22 protein-coding genes are annotated in these 22,379 nt (G+C 59.4%); 14 read left to right on the forward strand and 8 right to left on the reverse strand.

Annotation, left to right across the window (positions count from 1 at the left end; all coding sequences use genetic code 11):
- Nucleotides 1-22: 22 nt before the first annotated feature.
- From ARCT_RS0115530 to gatC, 4 genes are read right to left on the reverse strand one after another with little or no spacing between them, the layout of a single operon-like run.
- The gene (locus ARCT_RS0115530) at nucleotides 23-751 is read right to left on the reverse strand and encodes an N-acetylmuramoyl-L-alanine amidase (RefSeq protein ID WP_051360802.1); all 729 of its coding nucleotides are present in this window, start codon (nucleotides 749-751) and stop codon (nucleotides 23-25) included.
- Complete coding sequence (locus ARCT_RS0115535; protein ID WP_027240889.1) at nucleotides 751-1,560, reverse strand: hypothetical protein; 810 nt, start codon at nucleotides 1,558-1,560, stop codon at nucleotides 751-753. Before ARCT_RS0115535 ends, ARCT_RS0115530 begins: the two co-directional genes overlap by 1 nt.
- 39 nt (nucleotides 1,561-1,599) lie before the next feature.
- Nucleotides 1,600-3,087 carry an Asp-tRNA(Asn)/Glu-tRNA(Gln) amidotransferase subunit GatA gene (gene gatA, locus ARCT_RS0115540; protein WP_027240890.1) on the reverse strand — a complete coding sequence of 496 codons (1,488 nt, stop codon included), beginning with the start codon at nucleotides 3,085-3,087 and terminating at the stop codon, nucleotides 1,600-1,602.
- A 3-nt stretch (nucleotides 3,088-3,090) separates the two neighbouring features.
- A complete protein-coding gene (gatC, locus tag ARCT_RS0115545) occupies nucleotides 3,091-3,378 on the reverse strand; it encodes an Asp-tRNA(Asn)/Glu-tRNA(Gln) amidotransferase subunit GatC (RefSeq protein WP_027240891.1) in 288 nt (95 codons plus the stop codon).
- Nucleotides 3,379-3,673: 295 nt separating this feature from the next.
- Here gatC and ARCT_RS0115555 point away from each other — a divergent pair, with 295 nt between their 5' ends.
- A complete protein-coding gene (locus ARCT_RS0115555; RefSeq protein WP_027240893.1) occupies nucleotides 3,674-4,366 on the forward strand; it encodes a metal-dependent hydrolase in 693 nt (230 codons plus the stop codon).
- 169 nt (nucleotides 4,367-4,535) lie between these two features.
- Here ARCT_RS0115555 and ARCT_RS0115560 read toward each other — a convergent pair whose 3' ends face one another.
- On the reverse strand, nucleotides 4,536-5,165 hold the full coding sequence (locus tag ARCT_RS0115560; protein ID WP_036785004.1) for a DNA-3-methyladenine glycosylase I: 630 nt from the start codon (nucleotides 5,163-5,165) through the stop codon (nucleotides 4,536-4,538).
- Nucleotides 5,166-5,319: 154 nt separating this feature from the next.
- The gene (locus ARCT_RS0115565) at nucleotides 5,320-5,766 is read right to left on the reverse strand and encodes a nucleoside deaminase (protein WP_027240895.1); all 447 of its coding nucleotides are present in this window, start codon (nucleotides 5,764-5,766) and stop codon (nucleotides 5,320-5,322) included.
- A gap of 81 nt (nucleotides 5,767-5,847) precedes the next feature.
- Between ARCT_RS0115565 and ARCT_RS26290 the strand changes: the two genes are divergently transcribed.
- From ARCT_RS26290 to ARCT_RS0115590, 5 genes are all read left to right on the forward strand, one after another.
- A complete protein-coding gene (locus tag ARCT_RS26290; RefSeq protein ID WP_036785006.1) occupies nucleotides 5,848-7,110 on the forward strand; it encodes a pseudouridine synthase in 1,263 nt (420 codons plus the stop codon).
- Between the two features lie 171 nt (nucleotides 7,111-7,281).
- Nucleotides 7,282-8,217: a 5-bromo-4-chloroindolyl phosphate hydrolysis family protein gene (locus ARCT_RS0115575; protein WP_027240896.1), complete on the forward strand. Its 936-nt coding sequence runs from the start codon at nucleotides 7,282-7,284 to the stop codon at nucleotides 8,215-8,217.
- Between the two features lie 38 nt (nucleotides 8,218-8,255).
- Nucleotides 8,256-9,446 carry a toxic anion resistance protein gene (locus tag ARCT_RS0115580; RefSeq protein WP_027240897.1) on the forward strand — a complete coding sequence of 397 codons (1,191 nt, stop codon included), beginning with the start codon at nucleotides 8,256-8,258 and terminating at the stop codon, nucleotides 9,444-9,446.
- Between the two features lie 3 nt (nucleotides 9,447-9,449).
- A complete protein-coding gene (locus tag ARCT_RS0115585) occupies nucleotides 9,450-10,415 on the forward strand; it encodes a DUF2927 domain-containing protein (RefSeq protein WP_084300886.1) in 966 nt (321 codons plus the stop codon).
- A gap of 54 nt (nucleotides 10,416-10,469) precedes the next feature.
- Nucleotides 10,470-11,657 carry an SPFH domain-containing protein gene (locus ARCT_RS0115590; RefSeq protein WP_027240899.1) on the forward strand — a complete coding sequence of 396 codons (1,188 nt, stop codon included), beginning with the start codon at nucleotides 10,470-10,472 and terminating at the stop codon, nucleotides 11,655-11,657.
- Between the two features lie 78 nt (nucleotides 11,658-11,735).
- Here the strand turns inward: ARCT_RS0115590 and ARCT_RS0115595 are convergent, their stop codons facing one another.
- Nucleotides 11,736-12,272 (reverse strand): CZB domain-containing protein, encoded by a 537-nt coding sequence (locus ARCT_RS0115595; protein ID WP_161631330.1) that lies wholly within the window; start codon nucleotides 12,270-12,272, stop codon nucleotides 11,736-11,738.
- A gap of 106 nt (nucleotides 12,273-12,378) precedes the next feature.
- Between ARCT_RS0115595 and ARCT_RS0115600 the strand changes: the two genes are divergently transcribed.
- The gene (locus ARCT_RS0115600) at nucleotides 12,379-13,488 is read left to right on the forward strand and encodes a TFIIB-type zinc finger domain-containing protein (RefSeq protein ID WP_036785010.1); all 1,110 of its coding nucleotides are present in this window, start codon (nucleotides 12,379-12,381) and stop codon (nucleotides 13,486-13,488) included.
- Between the two features lie 39 nt (nucleotides 13,489-13,527).
- Here ARCT_RS0115600 and ARCT_RS0115605 read toward each other — a convergent pair whose 3' ends face one another.
- Nucleotides 13,528-13,947: an Hsp20/alpha crystallin family protein gene (locus tag ARCT_RS0115605; protein WP_027240902.1), complete on the reverse strand. Its 420-nt coding sequence runs from the start codon at nucleotides 13,945-13,947 to the stop codon at nucleotides 13,528-13,530.
- 152 nt (nucleotides 13,948-14,099) lie between these two features.
- Between ARCT_RS0115605 and ARCT_RS0115610 the strand changes: the two genes are divergently transcribed.
- The 7 genes from ARCT_RS0115610 to ARCT_RS0115640 all read left to right on the forward strand — a co-directional run bounded on the left by ARCT_RS0115610 (nucleotide 14,100) and on the right by ARCT_RS0115640 (nucleotide 22,257).
- Nucleotides 14,100-14,774: a nitroreductase gene (locus tag ARCT_RS0115610; protein ID WP_027240903.1), complete on the forward strand. Its 675-nt coding sequence runs from the start codon at nucleotides 14,100-14,102 to the stop codon at nucleotides 14,772-14,774.
- A 103-nt stretch (nucleotides 14,775-14,877) separates the two neighbouring features.
- Nucleotides 14,878-15,324 carry a D-aminoacyl-tRNA deacylase gene (dtd, locus tag ARCT_RS0115615; protein WP_027240904.1) on the forward strand — a complete coding sequence of 149 codons (447 nt, stop codon included), beginning with the start codon at nucleotides 14,878-14,880 and terminating at the stop codon, nucleotides 15,322-15,324.
- Nucleotides 15,325-15,855: 531 nt separating this feature from the next.
- Nucleotides 15,856-17,439 (forward strand): ABC transporter substrate-binding protein, encoded by a 1,584-nt coding sequence (locus ARCT_RS0115620; protein WP_027240905.1) that lies wholly within the window; start codon nucleotides 15,856-15,858, stop codon nucleotides 17,437-17,439.
- Between the two features lies 1 nt (nucleotide 17,440).
- Nucleotides 17,441-18,397: an ABC transporter permease gene (locus ARCT_RS0115625; protein ID WP_027240906.1), complete on the forward strand. Its 957-nt coding sequence runs from the start codon at nucleotides 17,441-17,443 to the stop codon at nucleotides 18,395-18,397.
- Complete coding sequence (locus tag ARCT_RS0115630) at nucleotides 18,394-19,251, forward strand: ABC transporter permease (RefSeq protein WP_027240907.1); 858 nt, start codon at nucleotides 18,394-18,396, stop codon at nucleotides 19,249-19,251. Before ARCT_RS0115625 ends, ARCT_RS0115630 begins: the two co-directional genes overlap by 4 nt.
- Nucleotides 19,248-20,885, forward strand: a complete 1,638-nt coding sequence (locus tag ARCT_RS0115635; RefSeq protein WP_027240908.1) for an ABC transporter ATP-binding protein — start codon at nucleotides 19,248-19,250, stop codon at nucleotides 20,883-20,885. Before ARCT_RS0115630 ends, ARCT_RS0115635 begins: the two co-directional genes overlap by 4 nt.
- A 142-nt stretch (nucleotides 20,886-21,027) precedes the next feature.
- A complete protein-coding gene (locus ARCT_RS0115640) occupies nucleotides 21,028-22,257 on the forward strand; it encodes a TsoY family (seleno)protein (RefSeq protein WP_027240909.1) in 1,230 nt (409 codons plus the stop codon).
- Nucleotides 22,258-22,379 lie beyond the last annotated feature (122 nt).

Genomic DNA, 22,379 nt, shown 5'->3' on the forward strand with positions numbered 1-22,379 from the left:
GAGGCAGCGCCTCGCATATACTTCAAAGCCAGATATCGGACTGCGCCAATGGGGCAAGATCTTCCGCGACCAACGGCCCCTGCGCCCAGGGACGATAGCGGGATCGCAGAGCTGACAAGAGCGTCGCGTCATCAACGGAAGAAGTATATCCAAGGTCGCGCGCATAGCGGCGGAACAGAACTTCAAGCGCCACATCAGGATCGTACAGGCTTACTCCAGTAGCTGCCCGAGCCGCCCGCGCCAATCCAAGCTTTGCAAGCCGCGCCCAGTCGAAGCGCGGGCCCGGGTCGCTCTTGCGCCCTGGTGCCATGTCTGAGTGCCCAATGACCCCTTCAGGTGCAATCGACCAGCGCTGCAGGATTTGAGCCAGTAACATCTCCAGCATTGCCATTTGCGGTTCGGAAAAGGGATGAGCGCCGGTATTGTCCAGCTCAATGCCAATGGACCGTGAATTGATGTCATCCAGACCAGACCATTCACCCGCACCCGCATGCCAGGCACGCTGGTTTTCAGCCACCATCTGCCAAAGACGCCCATCGCGACCAATCAGGTAATGTGCAGAGACTTCAGCGGCAGGATCACAGAGCCGGTCCAGCGCCTCTTGGGCGCTTTGCATCGCGGTATAGTGCAAGACAACCAGAGAAGGCCGCAGCCCGTCCCGCCGCGCCCCTTGATTGGGGCTGGGGCACCACTGGGCCTGCAGAGGTGAGACCGGATCAACCGAGGCAGGAATTTCCCCCGGATCCGGCATCAGGACTTGCCGCGCACTGCCAGCCGGAAAGGGCTGGGATCCCAGCCGCAAGCATAGCCGTCCCCATCCGGGTCCAGCGCCTGACGATCCCGCTTTGGCCCGCCAGCCTGAAGAAAGGCGATCTGAGCCTGATCAGGAGAGCGGAAGCCGGCGCAATTGCGGGCTGAACGGCTGCGCAGATTGATCCCGGCACGGCTATGGATCTTGGTTCCAACCGGATGAGAGGTGCTCAGGGCGTATTGGACGATATTGGGATCGCGGCTGCCTGTCTGAGACGGCAAGGCAGTGGGCGCGACCTGTTGGTATTGCGAGCGCTGATTGGCCAGGCGTTGGGCGTCACTTTCGATGGTTTGGCGCGCGGCGACCGCGTCAAAGTTGTTTTCATCGGAAATGCCAGGATTGCCAATCAGGGCCGGTGCCGGGTTTGACGGGCTGGCCTCAACCGGGGCCTGCCCGGAATTGGACCCGGCGGCCTGTAGGGCGGCCCGGGTTTCCGCAGCAATATCAGCGGCCGCAGCGCCGCTATCCGCGGCCGCTGCAGATCCCGATCCATAGCTCGCGGCAATACTGCTGCTGGCGGCACTGCGTTGCGCAGTGGGCAGCGGCTCATTTGCCAGCGGCAGAGCCTCGCTGGAGATCCGCGCTGGCGGCACCAGAGGATCACCAGTGATCGTGGTCCCCGCCACAGGCGGCGGGGCGAAGGGGTCACCATCAATGCCAACGCCCGCCGCACTATCCGGTACTGGTGGGCTACAGGCTGCAAGGGAAAGAATACTGCCAAGGGCAACAACTGTAACGATGACACGCATGGGATCTACCTGTTTATCTGCTCGTCTTTGAGCCGATCCTTACCACCATTTTCCAGGCTTTGCCACAAATCCAGTGGATTGCTCCAGTGCATAGGCGGTATTGAGCAAATCCCCCTCTTCCCAAGGGCGGCCAATCAGCTGCAGTCCAAGCGGCAAGCCCTGGCTGTCGAGCCCTGCAGGCAGAGCAATGCCCGGCAGCCCTGCAAGGTTCACCGTGACGGTGAAGACATCCAGTAGATACATTGCAACCGGATCAGCATCCGACATCTCCCCCAGACCAAAGGCGGCCGAAGGCGTGGCCGGCGTCAGGATCGCATCCACCCCCGCCGCAAAGACATTTTCAAAGTCTTGCTTGATCAGGCTGCGCACCCGGCGCGCCCGGTTGTAATAGGCGTCATAAAAGCCTGCCGAGAGCACATAGGTGCCAACCATGACCCGGCGCTGAACCTCATCGCCAAAGCCCTGAGCGCGGGTTTTTTCATACATCTCGGTGATGCCATCGCCGGCCTCAAGCGTGGCGCGGTTGCCGTAGCGCACACCGTCATAGCGGGCCAGATTGGACGAAGCTTCGGCAGGGGCAATCACATAGTAGGCTGGCAGCGCGTATTTGGTATGGGGCAGCGAGATATCAACAATCTCGGCGCCGGCAGCTTTTAGCATCGCAGCGCCTTCGGACCAGAGCTTTTCGATCTCTGCCGGCATGCCATCCATGTGGTATTCCTTGGGGATACCAATCTTTTTGCCACGAATATCGCCGGTCAGCATGGCCTCAAAATTTGGCACCGCCAGATCGGCGCTGGTGCTGTCCTTGGGGTCATGACCCGCCATTGCCTCGAGCATGATGGCTGCATCACGTACCGATTTGGTCATTGGACCGGCCTGATCCAGGGAGGAGGCAAAGGCAACAACCCCCCAGCGCGAGCAACGCCCATAGGTGGGTTTGATACCAACGGTACCGGTAAAGGCCGCAGGCTGGCGGATCGAGCCGCCCGTATCCGTGCCGGTTGCCGCCAGGCAGAGATCAGCGGCAACAGCCGCCGCAGAACCACCAGAGGAGCCACCAGGTGTCAGTGGGGCGTCATCATTGCCACGGCGCCAGGGGCTGACGGCATTGCCATAGGTCGAGGTCTCGTTCGACGAGCCCATGGCAAATTCATCCATGTTCAGCTTGCCCAGCATCACCGCACCGTTGTCGGCCAGTTGCTGCGACACGGTACTTTCATACTCTGGCACAAAACCTTCGAGGATTTTGGAGGCCGCCTGGCTGGCGACACCTTTGGTGCAAAACAGATCTTTGATCCCCACCGGCAGGCCACACATGGCCGGGGCATCGCCCTGCTGCAGCCGGGCATCCGCTGCCGCCGCGCGCTCCAGCGCGATCTCGGGTGTTTTATGCACAAATGCATTCAGCGCATCCGCCTTGTCGATGGCGCTGAGGCAAGCTTTGGTCAGCTCAACGGAGGTTGTTTCCCCCTTGCGGAGCGCATCACGGGCCTCTGCCAGGCCCAGTTTGTTCAGATCGCTCATCTCTTACTCCATCACTTTGGGCACGGCAAAAAAGCCTTCGCGCGCATCCGGCGCGTTTGACAGTATCTTGTCCTGCTGGTTGCCATCGGTGACCACATCCTCGCGCCGCTTCAGCCGCTGCGGTGTGACCGAGGTCATCGGCTCGACCCCTTCGACATCGACTTCGTTCAGCTGTTCGATGAATTCCAGGATCGTGTTGAATTCGGCGGCCAGGGCTGGCAGCGCCTCGTCTTCAACCTTGATCCGGGCCAGTTTGGCCACTTTGGCGGCGGTGTTTTGGTCAATCGACATGGAAACCCTCATCTCGTGTTCAATCTGGCATTTACCGGGGTGGCGGCTCAGCCGCAAGCCTGAGGTGGCTGGCGGTGGTCGCTTTCTCGGCGAAAACCAGGGGATTTTGCAGGATTGCCCAAAATCCCACCCCGGCAAATTGCCCGATCACATCCCGCCCGAAAAATCTGCCGCCGCAATCTGCTGTCGCATATGTGCTCAAACTTTTGTTTTGTCCCTGTTGCCCCATGGCAAACCGGGGGGACACTGCTAGGCTGTGTGCCGGAAGAAAGACATTCGAACAGGAGTAGACGAGATGAAGATCATCTGGCTGGGTCATGGCGGCTTTCGCATCGAGGTAGAAAATCAGGTACTGTTGATTGATCCCTGGCTCAGCGGCAATCCCATGTTGGCCGAGAGCCAGCATGAGGCGGCTCTCTCTGGTGCCACCCATATTGTTCTCACCCACGCCCATTTTGACCATGTTGCTGATGTTTTGCCGCTGGCCAGGGCGCGCAACATACCGGTGGTGGGCCAGTACGACCTGATGGGCTATTGGGGCGAAAGCGAAGGCATTGCCACCATCGGCTTCAACAAGGGCGGCACGATAGATCTGGGTGGGCCAAAGCTGGCGATGGTACCCGCCTCGCACAGCTCGACCTTCACCACCGAGGAGGGATTGCGGGCCGGCGGGTCTGAAGTGGGATACGTGCTGATGAGTGAAGACAAGACCGTCTATATCTCAGGTGATACCAGCATCATGGCAGATATGGACTGGATTGGGGATTACTATAAACCCGAGGTCGGTATCCTGAGTGCCGGGGGGCATTTCACCATGGACATGAAACAGGCCGCCTATGCGGCCAAACGCTATTTCAATTTCAAAACCCTGATCCCCTGCCACTATAGAACCTTCCCCATACTGGAGCAGAATGCAGATCATCTGGTCAAAGCCCTGCCCGGTGTCGCGGTGATCGAACCAAAGGTCCTGCAGGCGATTGAAATATGAAACCTGTTGGATTGAAACCTGCCGGACACCAAACCGCGAGACAGTGATATTGCAAAACGGGGGGCTCCCGCCCGTCGCCGGATCTGCGCTGCAGATCCGCTCCCGTTGGGCCCAGCGCCGGGCTGGCGCCCGGCGCTGGGGCGCTATCTTCAGCGGGAGGGACTGGACCTCAGCGGGAAGAAGCCGGGGGCGCAACCGGGGGGATGAATTTTGCACGGGCCGCATCGGCCCTGGCGCGGCACATACATCCCCTGGCGTGATCATTGATCAGCCCCATGGCCTGCATAAAGGCAAAGGCGGTGGTGGGGCCGACAAATTTCCAACCGCGTTTTTTCAGGGCCTTGGAGAGCGCCACCGAGTCGGCACTGGTGGTCTGCGTCTGTGGCTCGGGGCGCGTCGCGGGATCGGGTTCAAAACTCCAGAAAAAGGCCGCAAGAGAGCCAAACTCAGCAACCATCTCCTGGGCGCGACGGGCGTTGTTTATTGCGGCTTCGATTTTGCCCCGGTGACGGATGATACCGGCGTCCTGCAACAACCGCGCCACATCTCCGTCGTCAAACTCCGCCACCTTATTCCAGTCAAAGCCGCAGAAGGCGGCGCGAAAGTTTTCCCGCTTGGCCAATATGGTCCGCCAGCTTAAGCCTGATTGAAAACTCTCAAGACAGACCTTTTCAAACAGCCGGATGTCATCCCCCACGGGATACCCCCATTCGCTGTCATGATAGGCGTCGAACTCTGGTGCCGAGGCGCTCCAGGCGCAGCGCGGCTGACCATCCTGGCCACTGATCAGTTTACTCACTCTAGCTTGCTCACTCTGTCTGCTTGCTCACTCTGTGCCCACTTTTGGCATCACTTGATACCACGACATAGAGCCGCCCCCCCGGTATAAACCCGCCCCCTGTGCTTGCATAGCTGTCTTGGCGGGCGCGGTATGCTGACATCAGCCTTACATTTTAACGCCGTGTGGCGAAAAACTGCCGCAAAATCTCAGCCGCTTCCAGCTCTGCTATTCCCTCATAAACCTCTGGCATGTGATGCGCCTGGGGGTGCGAGAAAACGCAGGCCCCATGAGCCACCCCGCCGGATTTGGGATCGCCAGCCCCATAGTAGACGCGCCGGATACGCGCCGCAGCGATGGCAGCGGCGCACATGGCGCAGGGTTCCAGCGTCACATAGAGATCAAAGCCCTGCAGGCGCTCGGTTTCCCCTGTGGCACAGGCCTGTCGCAGCACCAGAATTTCGGCATGGGCCGTGGGATCAGACAGCTCGCGGGTGCGATTGCCCGCACGGGCAACGACGATGCCGTTTGGATCAACCAAAACCGCCCCCACTGGCACCTCGCCACGGGTCGCTGCAGCGCGCGCCTCTGCCAGGGCGGCATCCATATGCGACTTGAACATAGCGGCTTTGTCCTCCTGAGGCTTTCCTGCCCCGCAATGGGAGCTTTCGCAAGCCAAAGGAATGCTCTATGTCCCAGATCCATGAGCAAATCACCCGGATCCCCCAAAGGCAAGGCCCCCGCACAGGCCAAAACCTCCGCGCAGGCCCCAGCCGCCGCCAAATCAGCCGCCAAAGCGGCTTCCGTCGCGCCAACCAACGGTGACAGCGCCCCCACCGGGGACCGCATCGCCAAGGTGCTATCGCGCGCAGGCGTTGCCTCGCGCCGGGAGGCCGAGCGCATGATCGCCGAGGGCCGCGTCAAGGTGAACGGCGCCAAGATCGACAGCCCCGCACTGAACGTGACGGACCGCGACCGCATCATCGTGGATGGCAAGCCCCTGCCCCAGGCCGAGGCCCCGCGTCTGTGGCTGTACAACAAGCCCGCCGGGCTGGTGACCAGCAACAGCGATGAAAAGGGTCGGCGCACCATTTTTGACGAATTGCCCGAGGATCTGCCGCGGGTGATGACGGTGGGACGGCTTGACCTGAACTCTGAGGGGCTGTTGCTGCTGACAAATGATGGCGGCATAAAGAGGCGGCTTGAGCTGCCCTCGACGGGCTGGTTGCGACGCTACCGGGTGCGGATCAATGGCCGCCCCCAAGAAGCAGATTTTGAACCCCTGCGCAAAGGCATGGTAATTGACGGCGAACGCTTTCAGCCGATGACTGTGGCGCTGGATCGCCAGCAGGGCGCCAATGCCTGGCTGACCATTGGGTTGCGCGAGGGCAAAAACCGCGAAATTCGCCGCGCGCTGGAAGACATCGGCTTTACCGTGAACCGTTTGCTGCGCCTGTCCTATGGGCCTTTCCAACTGGGCACGCTGAAGCTGGGCGAAGTGGAAGAATTGCGCCCGCGCGTTGTGCGTGACCAGCTTGGGCTGGAAAGCGAAGACATAGAAGAGGCACCAGCCGCGCGCCCGACACGCGGGCGGCCAGGGGCAAAACCGGGCCAAAGGCCCAGTGGAAAACCTGGTGGCAAACCTGGCCAAAGACACAGTGGCAAACCAGGCGGAAAACCTGGCCCAAAAACAAGCGAGCTGACCTTTGGGAAACCAGCGGGAAAACCAACTGGCAGACCTGCTGGCAGACCTGTTGACGGGCCAACAGGAAGGCCCACGGGCAGACCAACAGGCAAATACAGTGGAAAGCCTGAAGGCAAACCCGGCTCAAGATCTGCCGACCGTTTTGGCGACAAACCTAGCGGCGCTGGGGGCACCAACCGCACTGGCAAACCCGGCCCCCGTGGCGGGGCTGGCGGCGGCGGCTCAAAATTGCGCCCCAGCGGCAAAAATTCCCGCCGTTGAGACGGTTCAACAAGACTTCCCCCTAGCAAGTGCCCTTCGCATCCCTTAGTTTCTTGGTAACGAGAGATCTGATTGTTGCGAGGGGGACCCGCGTGCAGAAACTTGCCTTTGTCGCTTTGCTATTCCTGATGTTCGGCCTCAGCACTGGCTGGATTGTAGGGAGCTAAAAACATGGCACAACAGTTTGGCGGCAAATTCAGCCCCCGAGGCAAATCAACCACGCCCCCTTCAGACAGCGCCCAGTCCGGCAGTGCAGCCCCCCAAGGCACATCGCGCCCAAGTGCTGCACTCCGCAACGCCACCCCGGATCCTGTTGGGCTGCGCTCCAATCTGATGTTTGTCCCCGCAGGCCTGCTGGTGCTGCTCTCCCTCGGCGATGGCGCCAATGGCTTGGCCTTGGGGTTGATCGCCGCCTGTTTCTGGACGGCTGGCGCTTATATGCTGCGCGAAGGTCTGCGCGCCACCGCCGCCTATGCGACGCGACGCGTTGCCCGCAAACCCGCCCTGCCCCGCAAAATCCTGGCCGCTGTTCTGGTTGGCCTCGGGGCGGCCCTTGCGGCCTGGAAAGCAGAGCCTGGGGTTGTGAGTGCAGCAATCTACGGGCTGGCGGCCTGCGGTTTGCATCTGGCCGCCTTTGGGCTTGATCCGCTGAAGGACAAGGGCACCGAAGGGATTGATGATTTCCAGCAAAGCCGGGTCGCCCGCGCCGTGGAAGAAGCCGAATTCAGCCTGGATGCGATGACAGACGCCGCCATTCGGGCCCGTGACCGCGAAGTTGAAGAGCGCGTTGAACAGTTTCAGGCCGTCGCCCGCGAGCTGTTTCGCACCGTCGAAGAAGATCCCCGTGATCTGACAGCCGCCCGCAAATATCTCACGGTTTATTTGCAGGGCGCCAAGGACGCGACTGTGAAATTTGCCGATATTTACAGCCGCAGCGGCGATGCAACTGCGCGGGCGGATTACCTCTCGCTGCTCACCGATCTGGAAGACAACTTTGCCGCCCGAACCCGCAAATTGCTGCTCGAAGACCGCAGCGATCTTACCGTTGAAATCGATGTGCTGCGCGACCGTTTGCAGCGCGAAGGCGTCCATCTGGACCGCAGTTAACTCATTGCCTTATTTTCCTCTTTTGCAAGGAACCCTAGATGTCTGAGACCATTCAAAAACAAGCCGTCGAAGCCGAAGCCCAGGTTATGGCTGTCGCGGCAAATACCCTGCCCGAACCCGTCGAAGAGGTGCAGCCGCTCGCGGCCGCCACGCCCGAGGTCAGCGCTGAGATCACCGCCCGCATTGGTGAGATCGACATGGGCGACAGCAATTCGATTATCCGTTTTGGCTCCGGCGCTCAGGCGGAACTGCAGACCATCAGCCAGGCGATGCTGGCGGATGTGCGCAACAAGGACGTCGGCCCGGCCGGCGATTCTCTGCGCGGCATTGTCACCACCATTCGCGGCTTTTCTGTCTCGGAACTGGATGTGCGCCGCAAACCCACTTTCTGGGAGCGCCTGTTGGGCCGCGCCGCGCCCTTTGCGAAGTTCACCGCCCGGTTTGAGACCATCCAGAGCCAGATCGACAAGATCACCGACGACCTGTTGGGTCATGAGCACACCCTGCTGAAAGACATCAAGTCGCTGGATATGCTCTATGAAAAAACCCTGAACTTCTATGACGAGCTGGCGCTTTATATTGCCGCCGGCGAGGCCAAGCTGGACGATCTGGACGCGAATGATATCCCCGCCCTGGAGGCTGCCGTCGCCGCCGCACCAGAGGCCGATCAGGTGATGCGCGCCCAAGAGCTGCGGGACCTGCGCGCCGCGCGCGATGATCTGGAACGCCGGGTGCATGATCTCAAACTCACCCGTCAGGTGACCATGCAATCGCTGCCTTCGATCCGTTTGGTCCAGGAAAACGACAAGAGCCTAGTCACCAAGATCAACTCGACCCTGGTCAACACCGTGCCACTCTGGGAGACCCAACTGGCCCAGGCGGTGACCATCCAGCGCTCTGCTGAGGCCGCCCAGGCCGTCAGTGCCGCCAATGACCTCACCAATGAGCTGTTGACATCGAATGCGGCCAACCTGCGCCAGAGCAACAAGATGATCCGCCAGGAGATGGAGCGCGGTGTCTTTGACATTGAGGCGGTAAAACAGGCCAATGCCGATCTGATTGGCACCATCCAGGAAAGCCTGCAGATCGCAGACGAAGGCAAGGCCCGTCGTGCCGCCGCCGAGGCAGAGCTGAAAAAGATGGAAGGCGAATTGCGCGATACCCTGGCCGCTGCCAAGGCGCGCAAAGACGGGGTTGGCGACAATGCTGGCACCGCTGTTCCCGGCTGAACGATGGCACAGGCAGTCCCGGCAGCACAGGTCATTTTGCGGGCGATGCGCCCCCTCGTGGTGGCGGCCCTTGGCGGGGTCGCCCTGACCGCCTGCCTGCCCAACAGCCCGGGGACGTCTCTGGTGCCAGCACAGCGCCCCGAAGTGGTCCCGGCCGCCTATCGCCCGCCCTCGGTCGAAAGCGCTGAACTGCGCAATTATTACCGGGTGCTGCAACAGGATCTGCTGACCCGTGGATTGCTGCGCACCGATGGGGGTGGGCCGGAAACGCCCTTTGACGCCGATGATCTGGCGGAACATTTTGAAGAAATCGCCTTTTACAATGAATATGCCGGGCGCAGTGGCAGCGGTCTGACTGGAGGGTTGAGCCGCTGGTCCGGGCCGGTCAGGCTGGTGGCGGATTTTGGCCCCTCGGTCCCGGAGGGACAGCGCCAACGCGACCAAAGCGTATTGAATGCCTATGGGGCGCGCCTGTCACGCGTTACCGGCCATAGCATCACCACCACGGCCAGGCAGGGCAACTTTCACGTGATTTTTGCCAGCGCCGATGATCGCGCCTATGTGGCTGAAAAAGTGCGCGATCTTTTGCCAAATCTGAGCGACAATGACCTGCAGCTTTTTGTCAATCTGCCGCGCAGCCACTATTGTTTTGTGCTGGCCGGTGGGCCACAGGATGCGCCTTTTGACTATATCCGTGGCGTTGCGCTTATTCGCGCCGAACACCCTGATCTGGTCCGCGACAGCTGCATCCACGAGGAAGTGGCGCAGGGGTTGGGACTGCTGAATGACAGCCCCAAGGTGCGGCCCTCGATCTTCAACGACGATGACGAATTTGCCTTTCTGACCAGCCACGACGAATTGCTGCTCAAAATGCTGTATGATCCCAGGCTGCGCACGGGCATGCGCCTCGAAGAAGCCCGGCCCATCATTCGCATCCTCGCCCGCGACGTAATGGGGCAACCGCTTTGAGCGCGGTGCCCGTTTAGTTTCCGATTTAGACGACAAGAGAAAAGGACCAGAAACATGGGAATATTTGACTTTCTCAAAGGCGAATTCATTGATGTCATCCACTGGGCCGATGATAGCCGCGACACCATGGTCTGGCGTTTTGAGCGCGAGGCGCATGAGATCAAATATGGCGCCAAACTGACCGTCCGCGAAGGTCAGGCGGCGGTTTTTGTACACGAAGGCCAGCTGGCGGATGTCTTTACCCCCGGTCTCTATATGCTTGAGACCAACAATATGCCGGTGATGACAACCCTGCAGCACTGGGATCATGGGTTCCAGTCGCCGTTTAAATCCGAGATCTACTACGTCAACACCACCCGTTTCAACAATCTGAAATGGGGCACCAAGAACCCCATCATCTGCCGCGACCCCGAGTTTGGCCCGGTGCGCCTGCGCGCCTTTGGCAGCTACTCGATCCGGGTGGTGGATGCGGCCCGTTTTCTGACCGAAATCGTCGGCACCGATGGTGAATTCACCATGGATGAGATCTCGTTCCAGATCCGCAATATCATCGTGCAGGAGTTTTCCCGCGCGGTGGCAGGATCAGGCATTCCGGTGCTGGATATGGCGGCCAATACCGCCGACTTGGGCAAACTGGTCGCGGCTGAAATTGCACCAACCCTGGCCGAATATGGCCTCTCCATTCCCGAACTCTATATCGAGAACATCTCGCTGCCCCCGGCCGTGGAGCAAGCCATGGACAAGCGCACCCAGATGGGCATCGTCGGTGATCTGGGCCGCTATACCCAGTTTGCCGCCGCCGAAGCCATGGGCGCTGCGGCGCAGACCCCCAACAGTGGCATGGGAGCCGGGCTTGGCATGGGCATGGGGCTGGCGATGGCTCAGCAGATGGGGCAACAGATGCAGTCAGAGGCAGCGGGGCAAGCCGCAGGCCCCTGGGGCGCCCGTCCCGCGCCCGCTGCAGCCGGACCCACAGCGCAAGCGGCAACGCCCCATGCGGCCCCTGTCACCCCGCCACCGCCGCCGGTGGAACATGTCTGGCATACGGCTGAAAATGGCACCACCTCTGGCCCATTCTCCAAGGCCCGCCTGGGGCGCATGGCGCAGGACGGCACGCTGAGCCGCGAGACCCATGTCTGGACCCCGGGCCAGGACGGCTGGATGCGGGCTGGTGATGTTGCTGAGCTGGCGCAGCTGTTTACCATTCTGCCACCACCGCCGCCCCCGGCGCCTGCCCCGTAAAGACACGGCCAACACATGCGGGGCCCCTTCAGACAGAAGGAGCCCCGTGAATTTGGCCTGCTGAAAAAGCGCCGAAATTCAGCCGCTTACCTTCCACTCCATAAGAGCAGCCGTCAGCTCCTTGCTCTTTTTGTTAAAAGTGCTCCCATCCAAAGCAGCTAGGGCCTCTGCGGAGTTCCCATCCGCAATTGTCTGCGCAACCTGCCCTGCGTTCTTGTGAAAATCGCCATGCAGAGTTTTGATTTTGTTGACACGCTCCCGATTGCGTTCGTTTGGCGAAATGTCCGCCAGCCATTTCCCAAATCGGCATTTGTCGTCCCGACAGATATCTTGAACAGGCAAATTGGTCTCGTTTTTCATCGCCGCAGTGCGCAACCGGTACTTCCAGGCACCATGCGCGCGAATGGCCTCAGAGATCTCTTCGCGAAAAACAGTATCGGACATAATCATAACTCCAGGTAGTGTCGATAATTTCATCTGTGACGCAAAAATCCTAACAGACCATTCTGGCCCCACCTCCGGAGTTGCGGTTTCGAACAATTTCACCAGAAAATTTATTGCAATTGGCGCAGACCATTTATCGACACGGCGCGGGTCAATAAAGTGGAGATCCACTGACGACATCCGTCGTAGCGGCTGCTATAAACCCTCAAACACCTCGCTAGATTTCGGAGCTTCTGTGACCGACACACCTCCCCCCGCCCCGGAGGCCATGCCTCAAATGGCCCCCACTGCACCCCAAAATGCGCCCCGTGAAACCAATCGGTTCCCCTGTGAGCAATGCGGCGCTGATTACCGGTTCGACCCAAAGGCAGGCAGTCTGATCTGTAGCCATTGTGGCCATAGCCAGGTTGTACGTGACAAGGCCGATCACGGCAGCGCCCTGCGTGAGCTGGACTTCAAGGCGGCGCTGTCACAGCAGCTACCTGAGGCAGAGATGGAGGTGACACGGGTCACCAACTGCCCCAACTGTGCCGCACAGGTGGAGTTTTCCGGTGGAACCCATGCTCTTGAATGCCCCTTTTGCGCGACACCCGTGGTGGCGGATACCGGCGAAAGCCGCCATATCAAACCCAAAGGCGTGGTGCCTTTTGAACTGGAGGAGCGCGCCGCCCATGCGGCCATGAGCACCTGGCTGGGTCGGCTGTGGTTTGCCCCCAATGGGCTGCAGGCCTATGCCCGCAAGGGGCGCGCAATGGAGGGGATCTATGTCCCCTTCTGGACCTATGATGCGGAAAGCCAGAGCCGCTATTCAGGTGCCCGGGGCACCACCTACTATGTAACAGAAACAGTCATGGTCGATGGCAAGCAAGAGAGCCGCCGGGTTGCCAAGATCCGCTGGACACCCGTTTCTGGCCGCGTGCGCCGTTTCTTTGATGACGTGCTGGTGCTGGCCTCAAAAAGCCTTCCCAAGCGCTACACCGATGCGCTGGAGCCCTGGGATCTGTCGGCGCTTACCCCCTATCAGCCGCAGTTTCTCGCCGGCTTCCGCGCCGAGGCCTATGCTGTGGATCTGGAAGAGGGGTTTCAGGAAGCCCGGGCGCATATGGACCGGGTTATCGAACGGGACGTCCGCTTTGACATTGGCGGCGACCGCCAGCGCATTGCCCAGATCGACACCCAATTGTCCGACATCACCTTTAAGCATGTGCTGCTGCCGGTCTGGCTGGCCGCCTATAAATACCGTGGCAAAACCTATCGCTTTGTGGTCAACGGCCAAAGCGGTCGCGTCCAGGGCGAACGGCCCTATTCCGCCTGGAAGATTGCTACCGCAGTCACCCTTGGCCTCGCCCTTTTGGCGGTCGCGGCCTATTTCGGCGCGCAGCAATAACCGACTGGCGCCGAAACACTTTTGTCCCCTCAGCTGGAATTACCCGTTGCTGATCTCGATCTTGCGCGCGGTGTCGGACGCACCCAGGGCTTTTTTGGGAACCGAGACATGCAGCACGCCCTCGACCATCTTGGCGCTGGCGGCCTGGCCATCCGCGTCATCAGGCAGGCGAAAGGACCGGCGAAAGGCGCCGTACTGACGCTCGCTAAAGTACCAGGTATCGCCCTTTTTCTCAGATTGGGTGCGCTTTTCACCGCGAATGGTCAACATATTGTTGTCCACCGTCAATTCCACATCCTCCTGAGAGACCCCCGGCAACTCCATCGCGATGTCATAGGCCTCTTTTCCGCTTGAGGCCTCGGCGGCTGGGCTCAACCAGTCGGCCACGCGCGCCCCAAAGCTGCGGAAGGGATCATAGAGCGATGGCCAGAAACCACCGGTTTCAGATTTTTCTACCATTTTCCATCTCCTTGTAGAGTGACAGCAGACTCGCATAATTGGTCTTCAATGACCTTGATCACTGTCAAATTGCCCGACCTATCCCCTTGCACCGCTCCGGGTCAGAGGCCAATCTGCTGGCAGATTTGCAGCCAAATTTTCCAGGAGCCACCATGACCACCACGCTGTCAGACCTTCAGGAGCTGTTCACCGCACGCCACAGCTGTCGCGCCTTTTTGCCCGATCCGGTGCCGCGGCAGGTGATCGAAGATATCCTGACCTGTGCCCAAAAGGTGCCCTCCTGGTGCAATGCGCAGCCCTGGAGCGTGACCATTACAAATGGCGCTGAAACCGACCGGCTGCGACAAGCACTGATGCAGGCGGCTCAAGCTGGTGTGCACAGCCCCGACCTCGCCTTTCCGACCGCCTACGAGGATGAATACCAGACCCGCCGCCGCAATTGCGGCTGGGCGCTCTATGAGGCTGTTGGGGTGCAAAAGGGCGATCGCGCCGCCTCAGAGCGGCAAATGATGGAGAATTTCTCGCTCTTTGGCGCCCCCCATTGCGCCGTTTTGTCGACGCCGGTCGCGCTGGGAGGATACGGGGCGATGGATTGTGGCGGCTTTGTCGCCGGCTTTACCCTGGCAGCCCAGGCGGCTGGGGTTGCATCCATTCCCCAGGCGGCCGTGGCATCATACGCGCCCCTGCTGCACGAGATGCTGGACATCCCCCAGAACCGGCAAATTCTCTGCGCCATTTCCTTTGGCTATGGTGACCCGGACCACCCGGCCAACAGCTTTCGTACCAGCCGCGCACCTCTGAGCGAATTTTCCGAGTGGCGGGGCTGAGTGGCGAGGCTGATCACCCGTCAGACTGTGCCGCCCGGTCCTGGGCGGAGCAGCTCACCAATGGGGCTTTTGCCCGTATCATTCGACAAGTGGAGCCAGCCCCATGCGTGCAGTCATTCAACGCGTATCCGAAGCCTCGGTCACGGTGGATCATCAGGTCATCGGCGAGATCGGCGCCGGGCTTTTGGTGCTGATCTGCGCCATGCAGGGAGATGACAAGGCCCAGGCCGACTATCTGGCCAAGAAGATCGCCAAACTCCGTATATTCCAGGACGAGGCGGGGAAAATGAACCGCTCCGTCACCGATATCGCGGGCGCGGTTCTGGTAATCAGCCAATTCACCCTGGCTGGCGAAACCCATCGCGGCAACCGGCCAGGCTTTTCCAATGCCGCCCCACCGGCAGAAGGTGAGGTGCTTTATACCTATTTTGCCGACCAGCTCGCGGCTCTGGGAGTACCGGTGCAGCGGGGGGCCTTTGGTGCAGATATGAAAGTCAGATTGCTGAACGATGGTCCGGTCACCATTTGGATGGACAGCGCTGAGCGCTGAGCCTCTCTCCTGACGCCAGCCCGCGTTCCACCTGTCAGTCCGCTGTTGGCCGCCAGTCTGCCCGCTGTCAGCAACCTGTCAGCCACCTGTCGCAGCCCCATCCCGACGCGGTTTGCCGGTTTCAACCCTGCGTCTTGCAGGGCAAATCACGATGTCGCAGACGAACCACGCGACACAAAGGGGGGGATTAGCGACCGCGGATTCTTTGCATTTTTGTGACAAAAAATGCCATTCGCGGCCTCACAGAGAGCGAAAAACACCCCCGTGACGTCACAAAACCCAAAAACTTATCCGTATGGAAAAATAGGGTCCGAATGCCGGTTTACCTCACAAATGCGGCATGACACCCTAAGAAGACGACACCAATTGGATTTCGGGACTTTGCAGAAGTTTCGTCAAACCAGGCATGTCGTTATTAAAGCTTGCGAGGTCGCGGCAAATGCGCAAATCTTGGTGCATCATACAAGAAATAAGCCGCTGAGATCGCAAACCGTGATTGCAAGCTGCAGGAAGTAAAACTGGGAGACTTCGATGAACGATCACCTTCATTATCTGGCGCGCCATGCCGCAGCCGGTAAACTGAGCCGCCGTGATTTTATGGCAAAGGCCGCCGCACTGGGCTTTAGCGCCGCGGCAGCCGGCACCCTGCTGACCACCGAGGCCCGCGCCGCAGGTCCGCAAAAAGGCGGTACCATCCGTATGGGTCTGCAGGGCGGTAGCACCACCGACAGCCTGGATCCAGCCCTGTCGACCAATATGGTCGCCCTGATGATGATCCGCCTTTGGGGTGAATCACTGCTTGAACTGAACGACGATGGCGGCCTGGATGGCAAAGTAGCAGAAAGCTATGAGGCCTCGGCTGATGCCCGCGTCTGGACCTTCAAGATCCGCGAAGGCATCACCTTCTCCAACGGGAAATCCGTCACCGCAGAAGACGTTGTCAAAACCATGGAACGCCATTCGGGTGAAGACACCAAGTCTGGTGCGCTTGGCATCATGCGCGGCATCAAGAACGTCTCGGCTGAGGGCAACAATGTTGTCATTGAGCTGGAATCACCCAATGCTGACCTTCCCTATCTGATGGCTGACTATCACCTGGTGATTCAACCCGGTGGCGGCATGGATGAACCGGCAGCCGCAATTGGTACTGGCCCCTATATCCTCAAGGATGTGGACATGGGTGTGCGCATCGTCGCCGAGAAGAACCCCAACTACTGGGGCGACCTGGGCTATGCCGACACCATCGAGCTGATCGTGATCAACGACAACACCGCCCGCGTTGCTGCCCTGCAGTCCGGTCAGGTGGACATGATCGACCGGGTACCGCCCCGCACAGCGAAACTGGTAGACCGCGCACCAAACATCAATGTGCATTCCACATCCGGCCCTGGCCACTATGTGTTCATCATGCACTGCAACACCGCCCCGTTTGACAACAATGATGTACGGATGGCGCTGAAATACGGCATCAATCGTCAGGAAATGGTCGACAAGGTTCTGAACGGCTATGGCTCGATTGGCAACGACAGCCCGATCAACTCTTCCTATCCGATGTTCACCCCTGCCGAGCAGCGTGAATATGACCCGGATAAAGCAATGTTCCACCTGAAAAAATCAGGCCACGACGGTGAAATCCTGCTGCGCACTTCGGACAACTCCTTCCCTGGTGCACCTGATGCTTCAGCCCTGTTCCAGCAGTCCTGTGCCAGCGCCGGCATCAACCTGAACGTCAAGCGCGAGCCCAATGACGGGTACTGGTCCGAGGTCTGGAATGCGCAGCCCTTCTGCACCAGCTACTGGGGCGGCCGTCCGACCCAGGACCAGATGTTCACCACCGCCTACCTGTCAACGGCGGACTGGAACGACACCCGGTTCAACAACGAACAGTTCGACCAGCTGCTGCTGGCGGCTCGTGCCGAGCTGGACACTGCCAAGCGGACGCAAATGTATGCGGACATGGGCGAAATCCAGCGCAACGAAGGCGGCTTGATCTGTCCGATGTTCAACGATTTTGTTGATGCGACATCAGATCGCCTGGAGGGCTGGGTCGAAAGCACCAAAGGCCAGCCGCTGATGAACGCCTACGCCCCGATGAAAATGTGGGTGAAGGCATAAGATGCCTCTCATTATCAAACTGTTGGCCCAGCGCATTGCGCTGGGCCTCATCCTGTTGCTCCTCGTTTCCGGTCTGATCTTTGCCGGAACGATGATCCTACCGGGTGATGTCGCACAGTCGATCCTGGGCCAGTCGGCCACTCCTGAGGCGCTGGCAAACCTGCGCGCAGAGCTGGGGCTGAATGATCCTCCGCTGCAGCGCTATATCCAATGGCTCGGCGGTGCGATTACCGGCGATCTGGGCACTGCTCTGACCAGTGGCGCCGACATTACCGAAAGCATCGGCAAACGCCTGTCCAATACGCTCTTCCTGGCTTTCTGGGCTGCAATTGTTGCAGTGCCGCTGGCGATCTTCCTTGGCCTTTTGGCAGTGCGATACAAAGACCGCTGGCCGGACAAGCTGATCTCGGCGGTGACCCTGGCCTCTATCTCCATTCCTGAATTCCTCATCGGCTATGTGCTGATGTATCTGATCGCGGTCAAGCTGCGCTGGTTCCCCTCGGTGGCGATGATCAACGACAGCATGTCCCTGGGCGAAAAGCTCAGCTCCATTGCCCTGCCCGTCACGGTACTGACCCTGGTGGTCCTGGCCCATATGATGCGCATGACCCGCGCTGCGATCCTGAACGTGATGCAATCGGCCTATATTGAAACGGCTGAACTGAAAGGCCTCAACGGCTTTCAGGTGATTTTCCGCCATGCCTTCCCCAATGCGATTGCGCCTATCGTCAACGTCGTGATGCTGAACCTCGCCTATCTGGTAGTCGGCGTCGTGGTGATCGAGGTGGTGTTTGTCTATCCTGGCATGGGCCAGTATCTGGTAGACCACGTCTCTAAACGCGATGTGCCGGTTGTGCAGGCCTGCGGTCTGATCTTTGCCGCCGTCTATATCGGTCTCAACATGGTGGCTGATGTCGTCGCCATCCTGTCGAACCCCCGTCTGAGGCATCCAAAATGAAGAATATCCCAATCTCCGCTATGATCGGGTTGTTCTTCACGGCCCTCTATTTTCTGGCAGCAATCTTTGCGCCACTGATCGCCCCCTATGGCATGGCCGAAGTGGTCGGTGATGTCTGGGAGACCTCGCGCGTCGAGATCATGCTGGGCATCGCCCCTGATGGTGTCACCGAAGCCAACTACTGGCTTGGCACTGACAATATCGGTCGCGACCTGCTGAGCCGGATGATCTACGGTGGGCGCACCACCATCTTTATCGCCACTGCAGCGACGATCCTGTCCTTCACGCTGGGCGCCACTTTGGGCTTTTTTGCCGCCGTGGCCGGTGGCTGGGTTGATCAGGCGCTGTCGCGCTTTGTTGATCTGGTGATGTCGATCCCAACGCTGATCTTTGCCCTGGTGGTTCTGTCAGTGATGCCGGTGACAATCCCTGTGCTGATCCTGGTCATGGGGCTGCTGGATTCCACCCGTGTCTACCGTCTGGCCCGCGCCGTTGCTGTGGACATCGAAGTCATGGACTATGTCGAAGCAGCCCGCCTGCGGGGCGAGAAAACCGCCTGGATCATCTTTCGCGAAATCCTGCCCAATGCGCTGTCGCCCCTGGTGGCCGAAATGGGGCTGCGGTTTATCTTTATGGTTCTCTTTGTCTCCACCCTCTCCTTCCTTGGGCTTGGCATTCAGCCTCCCGAAGCGGACTGGGGCGGTATCGTGAAAGAAAACAAAGACGGTATCGTCTATGGCATTCCCGCTGCCCTGATGCCTGCCTTTGCCATTGCCACACTGGCCATCTCGGTCAACCTGGTGGCTGACTGGGTGCTGAACAGAACCACCTCTCTGAAAGGAGGCCGCGGATGAGCGAACCCCTGCTAAAAGTACGCGGCCTGAAGATCGGCGCCACTGTCTATCCTCCGGGTGAAAAACCCCATGACATCGACATCGTGCATGGGGTCGATTTTGACGTCGAAAAAGGCAAGGTGCTGGGGCTCATCGGCGAGTCCGGTGCCGGCAAATCCACCATCGGACTTGCCTCCATGGCCTATGGCCGTGGCGGTGTAAAAATCACCGGTGGCGAGGTCTGGGTCAATGGCCGCGACATCCTGCAGTCTGGCCTGGGCGATATCCGCAAGCTGCGCGGCGGTGAGGTGACATATGTCTCGCAGTCCGCAGCCGCATCCTTTAATCCCGCCAAAAAGATCATTGATCAGGTGGTCGAAGCCGCCGTCGAGCAGAAGAAATTCACCCGCAGTGAGGCCGAAGCGCGCGCCCGGGTGCTGTTTGACAAGCTTGGCCTGCCGGATCCGGACAACATTGGTGACCGCTTTCCGCATCAGGTTTCAGGTGGTCAGTTGCAACGTTGCATGACGGCGCTGGCGCTCTGTCCTGAGCCGGATCTGGTGGTCTTTGATGAGCCGACAACGGCGCTGGATGTGACCACTCAGATCGATGTGCTGATGGCGATCAAGGAAGCCATCCGCGAAACCGGTGTTGCTGCATTGTATATCACCCATGATCTGGCCGTTGTGGCCCAGGTCAGCGATGACATCATGGTGCTGCGACACGGCAATATGGTTGAATACGGGCCGGTTGATCAGATCATCAACAACCCGCAGGAAGAGTATACCCAGGCGCTGGTTTCGGTCCGCTCGATCGATCACGAGGAAAAAGCCCCCAGTGGCGATCCGGTCCTGAGCGTGCGCAATATCACCGCGCGCTACAAGGGCACCCAGTTCGACGTTTTGCATAACGTGAATGTTGATCTCTACCCTGGCCAGACCCTGGCCGTGGTGGGCGAATCCGGGTCGGGGAAATCGACCCTCGCCCGTGTCATCACCGGTCTGTTACCCCCCCGCGAGGGTGAGATTGAGTTCGCCGGACGTGTCCTATCGCCTGATCTGCCGGGACGGTCCCGTGAGGATCTGCGTGAATTGCAGATGATCTACCAGATGGCGGATGTGGCGATGAACCCGCGCCAGACCGTGGGCACCATCATCGGCCGCCCACTGGAGTTTTATTTCGATATGAAAGGCCGCGAGAAACGCAAGCGGATCATCGAACTTCTGGACGAAATCGAACTGGGCGAAGACTTCATTGATCGCTATCCGGCCGAACTGTCTGGCGGGCAAAAGCAACGTGTTTGCATCGCCCGTGCCCTGGCGGCCAAGCCCAAGATGATCATCTGCGACGAGGTCACCTCGGCGCTGGATCCCCTGGTGGCCGACGGCATTCTCAAGCTGCTGCTAGAGCTGCAAAAGATCGAGGATGTCGCCTTTCTCTTCATTACCCACGATCTGGCCACCGTGCGCGCCATCTCTGACTCCATTGCGGTGATGTATCAGGGCAAGGTGCAGCGCTATGGCGGCAAGAACCAGGTGCTCAGCCCGCCCTTTGATGACTATACCGATCTCTTGCTCAGTTCGGTGCCCGAGATGCGTCTGGGCTGGCTGGAAGAGGTCATTTCCAACCGTAAAATGGAAAGCGCTGGCAACTGATCCAGCTGCTCTTTTTGTTCTATATTCACGCAGGCCCGTGCACTTTGCGCGGGCCTGCGTCGTTTTGGCCCTATACATTCCAATTTTTGCATGATTACATATTCCATAGTTGGAATGTTATTGTCATGTTAGGAATAGGCCGATGACCAAATCTCGCTCCGCTACGGGCGCCGCCGCAGATCAGAGTTACTCTCCGCTCTACTTTCTTGCCTCCCTTGGCGCAGGTGGTCTTGTGGTCACCTTCTTTATGTATCTGATGTTCTGGGTGCCGCACCCTGGCCGCCCCGTCCCCGTCTTTGAGGACATCATGGCGGTGCTCGCCAAGGACAGCCTGCCGTTGAAAGGCGCGGTTGTGGTGGCAATGCTGGGGATTGCTGTCTTTGTCGTTTTGAACGTGAAGCTGTTGCTGTGGAACTTTGCCGCTCTGTCACGGTTCAAAAAAACCGATGCCTATACCACCCTGCGCAAAACCAATGGCGAGACCACCCTGCTGGCCGGTCCATTGGCCACCGCGATGAGCATCAATGGCGGCTTTATTGTCGGTCTGGTCTTTGTGCCGCAACTCTGGAGCGTGGTTGAATATCTGTTCCCAGCCGCAATAGCTGCCTTTCTGATTGTGGGGATCTGGGCCTTCCGCCTGATCGGAAATTTCCTGGGCCGGGTGCTGGCCGAAGGCGGCGCCTTTGACATGACCGCCCATAATTCCTTTGCTCAGCTGCTGCCTGCCTTTGCGCTGTCGATGGTCGCCGTAGGCCTGTCCGCGCCAGCAGCGATGAGCGCCAACACCCTTGTGGTTGGCCTTTCTCTGGTGCTTTCGACCTTCTTTGGGGTTACCGCAATGCTCTATGCGGCCTATGCCTCGGTTACCGCCTTCTCCTCCATGCTGATGCATGGCACCGCGCGCGAAGCAGGCCCCACCTTGATGGTTATCGTGCCGCTGCTGACCGTGCTTGGCATCATGATGCTGCGCCAGAACCATGGGCTGCATGCCGCCTTTGATGTGCATGGCACCCCGGCAGAAACGCTGATCATGCTGGCGCGGATCCTGACAATCCAGATTGTCTTTTCCCTGCTTGGTCTTTTGGTGATGTCCCGTCAGAAATACTTTGCCGACTTTGTCTTTGGCGACAAACTGTCTCCTGGCTCCTATGCGCTGGTCTGCCCCGGTGTGGCCCTGTCGGTGATGCTGCATTTCTTTATCAACAAGGGCCTGGTTGCCACGCAGATCGTTGACAAGTTCAGCCTCGCCTACTGGGCTCTCACAGCTTTGGCGTTGACCTTCCAATGGGCGATGATTGCGCTGGTGCTGCGTCTGAACCGGCAGCATTTCAGGGCTTCTGCGACAGCCGCCGCAGCTGTTCCAGCAGAGTAACCCTGGCAATTCCCCCTGCTAATTGACCTTAGGAAAACGAAAAAATAGACGGATGGCGGTCTCGCCATCCGATTTTTGAATGGTAATTCAAGTTTTCCGCGCAATGATGTGCCCAAGGAGCC

The organism is Pseudophaeobacter arcticus DSM 23566 (assembly GCF_000473205.1).
Taxonomy (GTDB): Bacteria; Pseudomonadota; Alphaproteobacteria; order Rhodobacterales; family Rhodobacteraceae; genus Pseudophaeobacter; species Pseudophaeobacter arcticus.